11 protein-coding genes are annotated in these 14,985 nt (G+C 60.4%); 4 read left to right on the top strand and 7 right to left on the bottom strand.

Annotated features, from left to right (window positions below):
• Window positions 1-6: 6 nt before the first annotated feature.
• The 4 genes from CDUR_RS09785 to CDUR_RS09770 form a co-directional block, all read right to left on the bottom strand.
• Window positions 7-3,954, bottom strand: a complete 3,948-nt coding sequence (locus CDUR_RS09785) for a Pls/PosA family non-ribosomal peptide synthetase (protein WP_179418064.1) — start codon at window positions 3,952-3,954, stop codon at window positions 7-9.
• Window positions 3,955-4,685: 731 nt separating this feature from the next.
• Window positions 4,686-6,248: a PTS ascorbate transporter subunit IIC gene (gene ulaA / locus CDUR_RS09780; protein ID WP_179418063.1), complete on the bottom strand. Its 1,563-nt coding sequence runs from the start codon at window positions 6,246-6,248 to the stop codon at window positions 4,686-4,688.
• Between the two features lie 8 nt (window positions 6,249-6,256).
• Window positions 6,257-7,015 (bottom strand): PTS sugar transporter subunit IIAB, encoded by a 759-nt coding sequence (locus CDUR_RS09775; RefSeq protein WP_179418062.1) that lies wholly within the window; start codon window positions 7,013-7,015, stop codon window positions 6,257-6,259.
• A gap of 203 nt (window positions 7,016-7,218) precedes the next feature.
• The gene (locus tag CDUR_RS09770) at window positions 7,219-8,406 is read right to left on the bottom strand and encodes a DUF418 domain-containing protein (RefSeq protein ID WP_179418061.1); all 1,188 of its coding nucleotides are present in this window, start codon (window positions 8,404-8,406) and stop codon (window positions 7,219-7,221) included.
• Window positions 8,407-8,527: 121 nt separating this feature from the next.
• On the opposite strand from CDUR_RS09770, the gene CDUR_RS09765 reads away from it, so the two are divergent.
• Window positions 8,528-9,040 (top strand): hypothetical protein, encoded by a 513-nt coding sequence (locus CDUR_RS09765; protein ID WP_179418060.1) that lies wholly within the window; start codon window positions 8,528-8,530, stop codon window positions 9,038-9,040.
• A 30-nt stretch (window positions 9,041-9,070) separates the two neighbouring features.
• Here the strand turns inward: CDUR_RS09765 and CDUR_RS09760 are convergent, their stop codons facing one another.
• Window positions 9,071-9,232, bottom strand: a complete 162-nt coding sequence (locus tag CDUR_RS09760; RefSeq protein WP_179418059.1) for an antitoxin — start codon at window positions 9,230-9,232, stop codon at window positions 9,071-9,073.
• A gap of 24 nt (window positions 9,233-9,256) precedes the next feature.
• On the opposite strand from CDUR_RS09760, the gene CDUR_RS09755 reads away from it, so the two are divergent.
• Window positions 9,257-10,162 (top strand): ADP-ribosylglycohydrolase family protein, encoded by a 906-nt coding sequence (locus CDUR_RS09755; RefSeq protein WP_179418058.1) that lies wholly within the window; start codon window positions 9,257-9,259, stop codon window positions 10,160-10,162.
• On the opposite strand, the gene thrC is transcribed toward CDUR_RS09755, so the two are convergent.
• Window positions 10,137-11,561, bottom strand: a complete 1,425-nt coding sequence (gene thrC, locus CDUR_RS09750; RefSeq protein ID WP_179418057.1) for a threonine synthase — start codon at window positions 11,559-11,561, stop codon at window positions 10,137-10,139. The two genes, CDUR_RS09755 and thrC, sit on opposite strands and share 26 nt — an antisense overlap.
• 185 nt (window positions 11,562-11,746) lie before the next feature.
• Here thrC and CDUR_RS09745 point away from each other — a divergent pair, with 185 nt between their 5' ends.
• Window positions 11,747-12,976 carry an alpha/beta fold hydrolase gene (locus CDUR_RS09745; protein ID WP_179419104.1) on the top strand — a complete coding sequence of 410 codons (1,230 nt, stop codon included), beginning with the start codon at window positions 11,747-11,749 and terminating at the stop codon, window positions 12,974-12,976.
• Window positions 12,977-12,992: 16 nt separating this feature from the next.
• Complete coding sequence (locus CDUR_RS09740; RefSeq protein WP_179418056.1) at window positions 12,993-13,550, top strand: hypothetical protein; 558 nt, start codon at window positions 12,993-12,995, stop codon at window positions 13,548-13,550.
• A gap of 18 nt (window positions 13,551-13,568) precedes the next feature.
• Here the strand turns inward: CDUR_RS09740 and brnQ are convergent, their stop codons facing one another.
• Window positions 13,569-14,942 carry a branched-chain amino acid transport system II carrier protein gene (brnQ, locus tag CDUR_RS09735; RefSeq protein WP_179418055.1) on the bottom strand — a complete coding sequence of 458 codons (1,374 nt, stop codon included), beginning with the start codon at window positions 14,940-14,942 and terminating at the stop codon, window positions 13,569-13,571.
• Window positions 14,943-14,985 lie beyond the last annotated feature (43 nt).

Below are 14,985 nucleotides of genomic sequence, written 5' to 3'. Positions count from 1 at the left end.
CGAACGCTAGTGGTGGGTGATGGTGAGCTGGGCGTTGGTGCTGCGGATGATCTTGTCCACGTGCCGAACAGGGTTTCCTGCCCACTGGGAGTTGGGTGGCAACTGCTCGTCGCGAAGCACCAGGGAGCCGGGGCCCACTGTGGATCGCTCGCCAATGCTGGAGCCGGGCAGCATGAAGCTGTTCGGGCCGAGGGTCGCGCCGGAGCCGAGCTGTACGGGTTCCATGGCCATCACGCGGTCATGGAAGAGGTGGGTTTGCAGCACGGTGCCGCGGTTGACAGTGGAGCGGGCGTCGATGCTGATCAGGTCGAATTCCGGCAGCCACCAGGTTTCGCACCACACGGACTTTCCGATCTTGGTACCCATCAGGCGCGCCCACACGTTGTACAGCGGGGAGCCGAGGCTCATGCGGATCATGCTGGGCACGGCGAGCATTTCAGCGAAGGTGTCGGCAAGTTCGCTGCGCCACACCAGGGTGCTAAACAGCGGCACCTGCGTGTGCTTAAACGAGCCAACGAGCAGCCATTTCGCGATAATCGGGATGATCGAGGCGGCGGTGGCGGCCGCGATAACGATGGGGCCGGACCACAGCAGCGCCAATATCAGGCCGTGCCTGTGATTAGAAATGCCCCCGGCGGACATGTAGGCCAAGGTGCCTGCGTAGACGATGGCTAGGTCCAGCCACGCCGCGATGAACAGCGGGATCACACGGCAGGCTTCCACAAGGGCGCGCGCGATTTTCAGGCGCTGTGGCGGATTGTAGGTTTTCTCCTGATCGGAGGCGACGGTCACGCGGGGGATGGCGGTGGCTTTGCGTCCCAGCCAACACGTCCCCGATTCCGGCTGGTACGGCGTGGACGAGAGCACGGCGATCAGGGATTCGCTCGGGATGTCGCGGTCCGGGCCGACGATGGCGGAGTTGCCCACGAAGCTGCGCTCGCCAATCACGGCGCTGCCAATGTGAATCCAGCCGCCGCGGGAGCGCGCGCAGTTGACCAGGGCGTGGTCGGCGAGGAAGCTGCCGTCCTCGATGCAGGTCAAGTGCGGAATGGTCTCCACCGTGGAGATTTCCGTGTTCTTGCCCACCGTGGCGCCCAGTGCCCGCAGGAACATGGGCGTGTAGCAGGATGCATAAAGAAAATACGCGGATTTCAGGGTGCGCTGCAGCAGCGTGTGGGTTAGCCACACCGCCCAGCCCGTGGAACTGGAACTAGGGAAGTACCCCAGGGCGATCAGCGGTGCGACGGTGCGCACGCACAGGATGACCAAGCCCAGCCAGCTGGCTACCGTCAGCAGCGTGAAAATCGGCACGTAGAGCGCCAAGATGGGGAACACTTCCTCATAGCGCTGGAGGGTGCGCACATGCTGGAACACCAGTAGGCCGCCGGGAAAGACCGCCAGGATGGGCAGGAATTCCACCAGGAACATGCCCAGTGAGTAGGCTCCCCACGACCGCAGGCTGCCCCAACGCTCCAACTCTTCGACTTCTTCGGGGGTTTCGCTGGGCCAGGTTTCGCCGGATTTGCCCCAGTAGAAAATGGGGGAGCCGCCCCAAAACTGTCCGCTGGGGATGCTACCGGTCACGTGCGAGCCGGGCAGGATTTCCGAATCCGCCCCGACCTTGCTGTTCGGGGAGACCAGCGTGCGGGTGCCGATGCGCACCCCATCCTCCAAGTCGATGGTGCCCACGTGCAGGGTGTCGCCGTCAAGCCAGTGCCCGCTCACATCGGCTTCGTGCTCGATGGAAACGTTATCGCCAATGCTCACCAGGCCCGTGACGCAGGGCTGTTGATGCAGGTGACAGTGCCGTCCCACGCGGTTGCCCAGCAGGCGGTTCATCACCACGGCTGCCGGGCTGCCCAAAATAATATCTAGGTTCTCGTAGATGAGCAGCCGCTCGGCGGCCCAAATGCGCAGGTGAGTCAGCCCGCCACGCAGGTACTCGCCGGGTTTGATGCGGAAGCACAGAAGGCGCACGCCAATGGCGGTTTGCAGCATGCGACCGGGAATAGAGAACAGCAACAGCCAGCCGACAATCAGTGGCAGCACCGGCGGCTGGGGAACCCAGCCCGCGTTGAAAATCGCGGCCAGCACCCACACCACAATGATTGAGCCAACTACGTAGCGCAAGCCGTTGATCAGGTGCAGGAAGCACACAAACGCGGCCTGCACAAAGCCCGAATACCAGGGGATCGGGCGGGCAAGTGGGCGCTCCTCGGTGCTGACGTCCAGGCTCTCTAGGTACTGGCCCATGTCCCGCAGGCTGCGGTGGTTATACAGCTCCGCGATTTCGGCGTTGGGGTAGGCTTCCCGCAGCGCCACCACCAGCTTGGCAATGGCCACGGAACTGCCGCCCAAGTCAAAGAAGTCGCTGTGATCATCCAGCGGCACTGGGCCAAGTTGCTCGTGCCAGCGCTCCGCCAGCCAATGCAGCGAGGGATCAATGCCCGCAAAGGCGTCGTCCCCGGCGCTGGGAAGCGGCCACGGCAGGGCCTTGCGGTCCACCTTGCCGGAGGTTTTCATCGGCATCTCGTCCACCACATGCAGCAGCGGCACAATGCCGCCGGGCAGGCGCTTGAGCAGAATTCTCCTGATCTCTGCCATGTCGATGGTGGCGCCCTGCTTGGCGGACAAATAGCCCACCAGCACCGGTGAACCCGCCTCGGTTTTATGCAGCGCGGCGGCGCCAACATTCACGTTGGGGAGGTTGGTCAGGTGCTCGTCGATCTCGCCTAGTTCCATGCGGCGACCAGCGAATTTAATCTGGTCGTCGGCGCGGCCCGCGAAAATCAGGCCCTCCTGCTCGGCGCGTACTAGGTCGCCGGTGCGGTAGCCGCGCTCCCAGCCCAAGGCAGGGAACTCGGTGTAGCATTCGGCGTCTTTCACTGGGTCGAGGTAGCGGCCCAGGCCCACGCCCGCGACGATGAGTTCGCCGGTTTCGCCCCACTTGACTGGCTGATTCTCGGAATCCACCACGGCGCAGGCCCACCCGGGTACGGGGCGGCCGATGCGCACCGGGACGTCGGGAATCATCAGCGCACCAGTGGAAATGACGGTGGCTTCCGTGGGGCCGTAGGTGTTCCACAGCTCGCGGCCGGGGCGGGACAGGCGCTGGATGAGCGGGGCGGGGCAGGCTTCGCCGCCGAAAATGAGCAGACGCACAGCCTCAAGAGCATCGGCGGGCCACAAGGAGGCGAGGGTGGGCACCGTGGACACGGCGGTGATGCCTTGTGAAACGATCCATTCACCCAGGTCTTCGCCGGAACGCACGACATCGCGAGGCACCGTCACCAGGGTCGCGCCGTACCGCCAGGCCAGCCACATTTCCTCACACGAGGCGTCGAATGCTACCGACAGGCCCGCCATCACGCGGTCACCGGGACCCAGCGGATTATCCGTTAGGTACATGCGGGCTTCCGCATCCACCAGCGCCGCCGCTGCACGATGTTGCACCGCCACACCCTTCGGCTTGCCCGTCGAACCGGAGGTGAAAATCACCCAGGCGTCATCGTCCAGGGTGGGCACGTGATGGTCTGGGTTTCCGCCACCATGCTTATCGACGATCGCGAGATCCTTGCCGTAGACAGCCGCAACGCTGGCCTCTTCCCACACGGTGTCTGCGCGGGAATCGGGGTCATCCCAGTCCACGGGGACGTAGGCGGCACCGGCCCACAGTGTGGAGAGGATAGCCACATACAAATCAGTGGTGCCTGAGGGGACACGGATACCCACGCGATCGCCGGGGCCGATTCCCTTCGCGTGCAGCCGGGCGGCCTGCTCATCCAAGAGGCCCCTTAACTGGGAATATGTGATTGTAGCGGTCGCACTTTCAATGGCGACCTCCTCGGGATGCGCATCCATGGTTGCGCTAAGAATGTCAACCAACGTTCGCGCAGGCGGTTCGGTTTCTACACCAAAAATCGCCAGCTCTGGATGATCAACGATTGCTCTCATAAAGATGAAATATAGATCATGAAAGGGGGTGGTATCCAATATTCATTTTTACCGAAACTTAAGCCTTAATACAGCTTAAAATTCTTAGGCGAAAGTTTACTGCTGGCATGTCAACTTTTAAGGTTTATGTAAGGTTTTGGGGCTGTGGGGTTGAGTGTTTGGGGGATGTGTTGGGGGTGAAGGTAGGGGAGGCTTAGTGTGAGGTGGAAATATCGCCCAAGCTTGGTATTTGAGCTGATATGTGGTGTGTAGTGGCGGATGTGCAGCGGCTATGTAGGGCGTCTGTCCGGTCTGTGCGCATCACGTTCATCGCATTTGCAGCGCTCTGCGGTCTTAGATAGTCCTGATTTTCCGTTTGTGCCTCAAAGGCGCTATTTAGCTGGTATCTGAATCGATCAGTAGGTGTGTCGACGTTTATACAACGTTCCCATTTTAATGTGATTGCCGGATGTCGCACATTAATTATTTTTCAGATTAATATTTTTTCATCAGATCAATATCGGGGGTGAGGGGGTGGAGGGGTGATGGATCGCTGCGGTCGCCGCTACGTCTTGAACGCCGTTAGTGCAAACGTTTGCGTAGAAATAGGTCCACCGCTGGGGCCGAAAACAGGGTGTTTGCGTACCTAGCAGTGGACCTACCTGACAGGAGTGAAAGTGTGCTTATCTCCAGGCCGAAAAACACCCCATTGTCGTGCTTGAACATAAGCACACCTTGCAGTGCACCGTTCTCTAATCAAAGTCGATGTGCGCAGGTGGAGTGGGCGCACCGACTGGGGGAGTGATCTTGGGATAGGAGCGCCCAACAACCTCGCCCTCGGCATTGCCAGCACTCTCGGCAGTGTCACCATCGCCTGTGCCGCCAACCCCGCGTCCCGGTGCCGGATCCCAACCCCCATCAACGAGCTTCTTCTGCACCACGATCGCCAGACCGAGGATCACCGCGCCGCTAGCCGCAATAAGCACCAAGCCCAGAGCGGACGGCAGTCCGGCGGCGGACCCAATAAGAATGCCGAACCAGCCGAAGTCTGCGTCGCCGAAGGTCGTGTTTTCTGATCCAAATGCCCCGAGCACGCCGAGAAGGAATGCAGGCAGGAAGGTGATGATCAGCCCGTTGACAAAGGCGCCGAATGCAGCGCCGAGCCTCCCGCCGGTGGCGTTTCCGTAGACACCCGCAGCGCCACCAGTGAAGAAGTGCGGTACGAGTCCCGGCAGGATAAGCGCCACTCCGAAGGCCGGGTTGAGCCAGGTGGAGAGCACCGCCAAGCCTACGAGTCCGCCTGCGAAGGAGGCGATGAAACCGATGAGCACGGCGTTTTGGGCGTAGGGGAACACGATGGGGCAGTCGAGTGCGGGGATGGCGCCGGGCACGATTTTGGCGGCGATGCCTTGGAATGCAGGCACGAGTTCGCCAAGAATGGTGCGTACACCGAAGAGGATCACGGCAACGGCTACACCGAATTGGAGTCCTTGGGTGACGGCCTGCATGATGTAGTTGCCTACGCTGGTGGCCCCGTCTTCAAAGGCACTGTAGGCTTCGGCACGTCCAGCCCGCAAGAGCACAATGATGGCCAAAATGACGTACATGAGCGCCATGGATAGCGCGGTGGCCACCATGGAGTCGCGGAGGAATCGGAGTCCTTCGGGGAGGGTGAGTTTTTCGGTGGAGGGGCTTTCATGCCCGCGCCGGTTACCAACGGCTTTGCCGACGGCCCCCGCCGCGATGTACCCGACGGTGCCGAAGTGCCCGATGGCAATGCTGTTGTCGCCAGTGACGCTCCTAGTCCAGGGTTGCGCGAGCGCGGGGAGGGACACCATGAGGATGCCGAGCAGCACCGCCCCAAAAGCGATCACCACCCAGCCGCTGTACCCGGCGGTTGCGAGCACAATGGTGAGCAGGGTGGCCATGAACAGCACGTGGTGTCCGGTGAGGAATACATAGTGCAGGGGTGTGATGCGGGCCAGAAGGAGGCTGACGGCAAAGCCTGCGATCATGAGCCACGCAACCTGGGAGCCGTAGTGCTGTTGGGCAATACCGACGATGGCTTCGTTGGTGGGCACCACACCGTGCGCCCCGGTTGCCCCAGTGATCATGGTCCCGAGCGGTTCGAGCGAGGCGGTGACCAGCGTGGCACCAGCGCTGATCAGGAGAAAACCGAGTGTGGTTTTCAGCGCGCCGCCGATGACGGTGCCGACGGGTTTGCGTAGTGCACTCAGTCCCACCGCGGTTATTATGCCGATGAGGAATGCGGGGACTGCGAGTATTTCATTGACAAGAAAATTGATGGCAAGCATGGCGTGTCCTAAATGTCGTAGAGTTCGCGGAGCGCGGTGTCGATCTCTCGTTGCGAGGTGAAATTGTCAATGACGCGCACAGGGATTCCGACGTCGCCAAGTGTGCGAGCAATTTCGCCAGAGGTGAGAATGCAGTCGGCCTCTTTGGCTTTTCCCTTTGCAGAAATGGTGTCCGTGGCCTCAACGGTGATGTAGGAACCCCAGCCCCAGGCTTCCAACACGGATTCGAGGGTGTTTTTCAAAAACAATGACGTTCCCAAGCCGTTGCCGCACACCGTGAGTATTTTGTTTCGAGCCTGCGGTTCTGAACGATGCTGCTTATCGACGTCCAGTAACTCCAGCACCTCTTCAACCGTTGCTGCCTTATCCAAGCCAGCTCTTCTTGTTGAATTGGCAAGAACCGTGGATAGAGAACTCAGGGCGTCAAGGTGTTGGGTTTTGTCAGCCGCCGCGAGAGCTATGACAATGCTGACCGGATCGTTTTTGGGGTGGCCAAATGAAATGGGCGTCGACAGGCGCAGAAACGACAAACCAGTGGACTGAACGGCGGCGGAGGGCCGGGCGTGGGCGAGTGCCAAACCCGGCGTGAGAACAATGTAGGGGCCGTTGTGGGCGACCGTATCAATCATCGATTGCGTGTAGTCGGGTGTGCAGTGACCTGCGCTTTCCAGGAGTGATCCGGCCTGCTGGATGGCGTCGCGCCAATCAGCAGCGGAAGCATCAAGGACGATGGATTCGGGGGAGAGAAGACGCGTTAAGGCACTCATGTATCAAGTCTACGCTTCATGCCGCGCGCCGCTATTTTGTTGAACAAAATAGCGAATGATGGGAGCGTTTTATAATGGTGGTACCGTCTTCTAGTTTGAATATTTCAAATAATGATGCGCGCTTTTCGCAATTCAATATTGTTAAGCAGTGGAGCTCTGATATTGTCAAATTTTGGATGTTTCAACCCTTGAATGGCACTGGATCAACGTGTGCGCTCTACGCCCTCCATATCAACCCGCGCCCCTTTCACCGTCAATACATGCATGACCCACTCAAGGGGTCCGCGCCGGAAGAATTGTTTCCAGATCATGGCGCACACTATGGCGACAACGATGGTCACCCCGAGCGCCAGCGGGTGTGTTGCGGGTTGTTCGCTGCTGGACCAGGCGGGGTTGTTGTTGTCGTTTGTCAGGATCATGGCGGCGGTGAGTACGTGTGCAACATAGACAGTCAGTGACATGGATCCCATGGCACGGAGGGGATAGAGGATTGTGCGCCCTAAAGGAAGAGCGGTGATCAGCAGGCAGAGGGCAATGACCGCGACGGAGACGGCGATGGATGTCGCGACGTCGATAAGCCCGCCCATGTGCGGCTCCGGCCCGAGGTAGGTGTACCACCAGGTGCTCTGGATATCGGGGTTGGAATTCATCGCTCCACCTGGACCGCCACCAGCCACCCCGGCGGCGGGGGTTGGATCGGTGGTGAGCTGGTCGTACATTTTCGGGTCTTCGGGGGCGGGGAGCTGGTCGCTGATCCAGCTGCGGGCGTTGACCCCAATAACAGCGAGTACCACACCCGCAACAAGACTTATCCATTGCAGCATGTGCGAGTGGATGAGGTAGCGGTGGACGAGCATTCCGGCGACGCCGTAGGTGAACCAGGCGGTGAGCGGGTAGCTGCCGGAAATGATGTCAACGTAGGTGTTAAAAGTGTCGGAGGCGACGATCACAAACGGCCCGAGCACCAAAAGCTCAACAAGAAGCGCCCAAAGTGCCCGGTTAGACCAGCGCGCCACCAGGGGAAGCACCAGGAAGAGTGCGCCGACGGCGGAGAGCACCACAGCGATGTTGTATTGCGCGATGGAAAGCACCAGGCCAATGCCGATGAGGATGGTGCCGCGCAGCATGAGTTGTTGGCGGCTTTGGGCGAGTTCCACGCCACCCTTTTCGACGCCGCGCTGGCTCATGATGGAGACGGAAACCCCGGCGAGCACGGCGAAGAGCGCGGAGGCGAAGCCGGTGGTCAGTAGGGAAGCCACAGTGTCAATGTCGCTGGAGAAGAATATGGGGCCGAGGTGTGCGTAGGCCATGCCGATGATGGCGATGGCGCGGGCGGCGTCGATACCCGTGATGCGTGGACGACGGCCAGTAGTGTTACGTTGGTTCGACAACTGCGGCTCTCCTCGGAAAGTTGACTGGGTTTGCATAAGTTGGGCCAGCAAAATTAGTGTAGTCACTTGCCGCACGGGCCGGGGCTAGCGCTGATCTGCATGACTCTGGAAGTCTAGAAGTATGAACGATGTTGTCAACCACACTCTGTTGGTCAGCATTCCCCTTCTTATTTTCCCCACGTTGATGTTGTTGTACGCCCTAAGCGCAAGCCATGAGGCATTTCGGAATGATTTCCCGGAGGATATTCAGCAGCACATGCCACCTGCCACCCCAGAGGATCAGCGGCGTGGTTGGTTGTTCGGCGGGATCTATCTGCTCACGCTGCTGGGAACTCTGGTGTATTCCACGTTGCTGTTTTTGCAGCACCACGGCGGGAATTTCCGCTTGGGGTTTGCGGTGGCGTTGACCATGGAAGTGATGATGCTCCTCATCGATTTGTTTATTATCGATTGGCTTATCATTTGCACACTGCGCCCCCGGTGGATTATCCCGCCGGGTACGGAGGACTGCGCCGGGTGGCGGGATTACGGCTTTCATGTCAAGGCCGCTGTTAAGCGTAAATCAATCGTGGCTAATCTGATGATTTCGCTGATGATGGCGGGTATTGCCTACGTGCTCTACCTCGCTTTCTAAACGCGGCCCTCTCAACGTCCCAGAAGTGCGCTATTCGCCGATTTTGTCGTCAATCACCTTGCGGACTTTGCTGATCTGGTCGGCTTTGTCATCGCCGAGTTTGCTCTTGGCCAGGTCCTCGGCTTTGTCCAACACTTTGTCGGTGTTTTCCTCGTTGCCGAGTGCTTCTTTGGCTTTGTCAAAAATACCCATGGTGTTGAGGATACCCTAGGTGGTATGTCTCGATGCGCAGGTATTCTTTATGGGCAGTTGATCGGCGATAGCCTGGGGAGTTTGGTGGAGTTCCAGTCCGCAGCGGAGATTGCCGCCGCCTACCCCGATGGAGTTCGGGAATTACAGGATGGGGGAGTGTTTCGGCTGATCGCGGGTCAGCCAACCGATGATTCGGAAATGGCCCTGGCCATGGCCCGCAGCATTATCCGCATGGGCGGTTACGACGCCCAGGATGTGCTGGAAAGCTACCGACGCTGGGCGGCGTCGGACCCCTTCGATATTGGCATTACCTGCGCAAATGCGCTGCTGCATCAGTACATCAATCCCGATTCGCAGGCCAACGGTGCGTTGATGCGCCTGAGTCCGCTCGCAATCCTGGGCATGAACCTGCCGGAGGATACGCTCGCTGACCTCGTGGAACTCGACTGCCGCATGACCCACACCCACCCCCTGTGCATTACCATCAACCGCATCGTCGCCGTTGCCTTGGCACGCGCCGCCGCCCAGGAACTCACCGCCAGCGCGCTTATCGACGCCCTGCTTGACCTCGCTCCGCCCGAGCTTCGGGTTTTCATTGAGCAGTCCACAGAGAGGCCGCTGGTCTCAGAACACATTGGCTGGGTGAAACTGGCCTTCAGTTACGCAGTGTACGAGCTGGCTACGGGCACGGACTTTGAAGAATCACTGGTACGTACCGTCGGGCGCGGTGGGGATACGGACACCAACGCCGCCATCGTCGGCGCTGTGCTGGGCGGGGTGTACGGCTCGGAGGGTATTCCACAACGGTGGCGCGATACGGTGGAAAAATGTACCCCAGGCCCGGGCACGATGCGCCCGCGACCAGAGGAATACTGGCCACCCGCCAACGTGGAGGACATGGCAGCTAGCCTGCGACAGTGCGGCGAATAAAGTCCTTGACTACGGCGGCGTCGTTAGGCATGTCGGTGACGTGACGCGGGGCGGACATGATGCCGGCGAAGCGTTCCGGCAGGTCTGGCTCGCGTCCGGTGGCCTCCACAATGGTGTCGGAGAATTTCACCGGCAGCGCGGTTTCCAGGCAGACGATGGGGGTGTCCACCTGGTCGCGCAGGCCACGGGCCACGTGCACGCCGTCGGCGGTGTGGGGATCCAGCATCACGCCGAGGCGTTCCCACGTGTCACGGATGGTGCTTACCCGGTCGGCGTGGGTGGAGCTGCCAGAAAGGAATCCGTAACGCTGCGCGGCGGCGGGGAAAGCGGGGTCGTCGGCAAGCGTGAACCCCTCGCGCTGGCTGAACAGTTCAGCGGTGCGGGTGGCGTCGCGGCCGAGGAGGTCGTAGATGAAGCGCTCGAAGTTGGAGGCGCGGGAAATGTCCATGGAGGGGCTGGAGGTTTCCAGCGTGTCCGCCGAACTGCGCACGCGGTAAGCGCCGGTGCGGAAAAACTCGTCCAGCACATTGTTTTCGTTGGTGGCCACGATCAGGCGGTCAATAGGAACGCCCATCTGGCGGACAATATGGCCCGCGCAAATATCGCCGAAATTACCGGTGGGAACGGAGAAACTGACTTTTTGTGCATTATTGTCAGTGATGCGAATCCAGCAGGAAATGTAATAGACTATCTGCGCCATGAGGCGTGCCCAGTTAATGGAATTCACGGCGCCAATGCGGTAGCGCTGTTTAAACTCGGCGTCGTTACTCACGGCCTTCACAATGTCCTGGCAATCATCAAACACACCGTCCAACGCGACATTGTGAATATTTGGGTCATCAAGACCAAACATTTGGGCCTGCTGGAAGGGGGTCATGCGGCCAGCGGGGGTCAGCATGAACACGGAAATACCGGGGCGGCCGCGCATGGCGTATTCCGCTGCGGACCCCGTGTCCCCAGAGGTGGCGCCCAGGATGTTGAGCGTTTCGCCGCGCCGGGTGAGTTCGTATTCGAAAAACTCGCCGAGCAGCTGCATGGCCATGTCTTTAAACGCCGCAGTGGGGCCTTCGGACAGGTGCCCGATAAAGAGGTTGTCGTCCAGTTCAGTGACGGGCACGATGTCTGGGGTGGAAAACGTCGGTGTGGTGTAGGCGCGGGCGCAGATCGCCTCCACATCCTCGGCGGGAATATCGCTCACAAAGAGCTTGATCACCTCGGCGGCCAGCGCAGCGTATCCCTTCGCCGCCAGGGTTTCACGCCACGTGGTGAGCGTGTCGTCGCTGATCTGGGGGTAATCGGCGGGAAGGTAGAGGCCCCCGTCGGGGGCCAGTCCGCCAAGCAGAATGTCAGTAAACGTCGCTGGGGTGCGCTGGGGGTCGCGTGTTGAGATGTAGTCCACCCCTAGGACTGTACTAGTTCACCCTGCGCCGGGGCATATTGCGCACCATGAGCCAGCTGCGAACGTGATGGGCATTGCCGCCATGTCTTTGAAGCCTTCGCCAGCGGCTAGCATGGTGAACTATGTCTGATGCACGGCTTGTCGGCTCCACCACGCGGTTTGGACACACACTGAAGTCCTGGGAGATGGATGTCCCCTGGGACCACAACAACCCCAACACAAACGACACCCTCACCATCTTCGCCCGGGAGATCGTGCCCCCGAAGGGGGAGGAGCTGCCGTTATTGGTGTACCTGCAGGGCGGTCCGGGCTTTCCGTCACCCCGACCGACGTCGGCAAGCGGCTGGTTGAGGGAGTTCCTGAAGCATTACCGGGTGCTGCTGCTGGACCAGCGCGGCACGGGGCGTTCGGGGCGGGTGGACAAAGTGAACGTGCTGCCGACCGAGCGTTACTCCCTGCTCCGGGCCGATTCCATCGTCGCTGATTGCGAGGCTTTCCGCCATGCTTTTGGGGTGGACACGTGGTTGCTGTTCGGCCAGAGTTTCGGTGGTTTCTGCATCACCACCTACGCTTCGATGTTCCCCGAGAGCCTAGAGAGGGTGTTTCTCACGGGCGGTCTGCCCGCCATCGACTGCCACGCCGACGACATCTACCGCGCCACCTTTGACAAGCTGCAGTTCCGGCACGACCAGCTCTACCGTCACTTCCCGTGGATCGAGGCCCGCATCCGGGAGGTGTGCGCCCACCTCGACCACTCCGACGAGCTCCTGCCCACCGGCGAGCGCCTGAGTTCCCGTAGGCTGCGCACCATCGGCATCGAACTTGGCCGCGACCGGGGCTTTGACACCCTCGCCTACCTGTTTGAAGACCCATTTGTCACCGTGAAAGGCGAGAAGAAGCTACGCTCCGACTTCCTCAACAGCGTAGGCAGTCGCGTCTCCTTCGAACAGGGGCCGCTGTACGCTGTGGTGCACGAATCCATCTACGGCGGCACCGTCCCAGGCCCCACCAACTGGTCCGCGCACCGCATCCGTGAGGACAAACCCGGCTTTGAGGAACACGCCGACCCCACCGACATGACCCAGCCGTTCTACCTCACCGGCGAGCACATTTTCCCCTGGCAATTCGAGGAAGACCCCGCACTGTGCCCGTTTATCGACGCCGCGCACGCCCTCGCCGCCAAAGACGATTGGCGCAGCCTGTACGATAAAAATAGCCTCGGCCACGGCCCCGCCGTGGCGGCCGCCGCGATCTACGTTGACGACGTGTTTGTGCCCTTTGAGCATTCCATGAACACGGCGCGCGTCTTCCGCGACCTCCGGCCCTTTATCACCAACGCGTTCCAACACGACGGAATCCACTGGGGTTCGCAGGAGATTATCACGCGGCTCATCACAACAGCCGACGAATACTAGCCGCAGAGTCAACCCCATGCCCACACCAGTGATAAAAGTCCGAAGCAGCTACTCCGCAATCCTCAGCTCGCGTGCCGCAAAAATCTGCATGCTGTTTGTCATTGTGCTGGGGCCCATCACGGTGCTGCTTCTGGGGGCCTACCGCACAAGCGGCAACAACACCCTCAGCCTGCTGTACGCCCTGGGCATGGCCGCCCCGGCGGCGGGCATCATCATTGCGCTGTCCAGCTTGGCGACCATCGCGTTTCGGGCGCGCCGGGTGGTGCTGGTGATCGGGGAGCAGGTGAGCATTCCGCACTCTGGCATTAGTTTTCCCATGTCGGAACTGTCTACAGTGAAGGTGTGGACGCGCTGCGACCCGCGCCGGAAGACCACCACGTATGTGGCGTTGTTGCCCTACCACGTGGACGGTGAGGTGACCGCGGCGTCGATACGCCAGCGGGGGATACCGGCGGAGGTGACGGATTATGTGGTGCGTTTCCCCAAGGGCACTCAGCCCAGTGCGTATGAGCTGGTGGACATGGTGGGGCAGATGCGGCCGACGGTGTACATCGAGCGGCTGGGCAGTGTGTAACGGGCAGTGTGTAATGGCCTACACGGAGGCTTCCGCTGACTCGTCCGCCGTTGACGTTTCAGGCTCAGCCTCAGTGGTTTCCTTCTTGCGCACCATATCCACCGCGAAGCCCACGGCGGCGAGCACCAGCGTGGGGACGACCCAGCCGAGCTGCTGGGCGTGGGCAGGTGACCAACTGATCAGGGGTTCGAGGAAGCTCAACCCAATGTCGCTGAGGCTCATGAGCGCTGCCCACACCACGGACACGGTCAGGGCGAAGCGGAACCCGTAGTGCAGGCGTACCGGTAGCAGCGGTTCGAGCAGGGTGAGCAGCACCAGCGTGATGGCAGACGGGTAGAGGAAGCCGATGATGGGGCCTGCGATGGAGAGCACGGTTTCCAGGCCGGTCGTGGACACGGCGAAGGAAACAAGCGAAAATATCACGGCCCAGGCACGGTAGGACACGCCCGGGAGCAGCCGGTTGAAGAATTCGCTGGTCGCGCCGATGAGTCCCACGGCTGTGGTCATGCAGGCCAGCAGCACAATCGCCCCGAAGATGATCAATCCGGTGCGTCCCATGGTTTGTTCGGCGGCTGCGGCGAGGAGTTCGGCACCATTGCTGTAGCTGTGGGAGTTTGGTATGAGATGCCCTACTAGCCCCAATCCGACGTAGATGAGTCCGAGCAGCAGGCCGGCGCCGCAGGCGGCGATGCTGACCAGACGGGCGAGGGTGGAACCTGTGGTTTTGGTGCTGTGGCGTAGTGCGGAAACTACCAGGATGCCAAACGCCAGGGATGCGAGGGAATCCATGGTGAAATAGCCCTCGATGAGTCCGGTGGACAAGGGGTGGGTGGCAAATTTATTTATGGCATCCGTCTCAGTTGGGTGCAGCTGCATGGCGGCCAGCGCTACCAACACCACGAGAAGAATAAGCAGCGCCGGGGTGAGCCATTTGCCCAGTTTATCGATCAATCCGTGCGGATTGAAGGCCAGCGCGAGCGCCACCGCAAAGAACCCCACGAAGAACGCCGTGGAGGCAATCCCGGAGGACCACCCGGTCAGAGGCACAATCGCCGTCGAGTAGCTGACAACGGCGGTGCGGGGGAGGGCATAGAACGCGCCAATCGCTAGGTACACCAGTACGGGAAAGGCCACGCCAAAGACTTTCCCGCCGCGCATGGAAAGATCGAAAATGTCGCTACCGGTGCGCGCAATGGCGATCACTGCGACCACGGGTAGAGCCACACCGGTGAGCAGAAACCCTACGATCGCCAGGGAGAATCCTTCCCCTGACTGTGCACCCAATATGGGTGGAAAAATGAGGTTACCCGCACCAAAGTACATGGAAAATAACATGAGTGTGGCTAAGAAAACGAGTCGTTTATTTCGGGTACTTTGGATGACTTGCTCCATTTGGTAAATATTAGAAGGGGGGATTTAAAAAGCCAATTGTGGG

It is taken from the genome of Corynebacterium durum (assembly GCF_030408675.1).
In the GTDB taxonomy this organism is placed as follows: domain Bacteria; phylum Actinomycetota; class Actinomycetes; order Mycobacteriales; family Mycobacteriaceae; genus Corynebacterium; species Corynebacterium durum.
The sequence above is the reverse complement of the archived record's forward strand: the minus strand, read 5'-3'. Positions and strand labels throughout refer to the sequence as shown.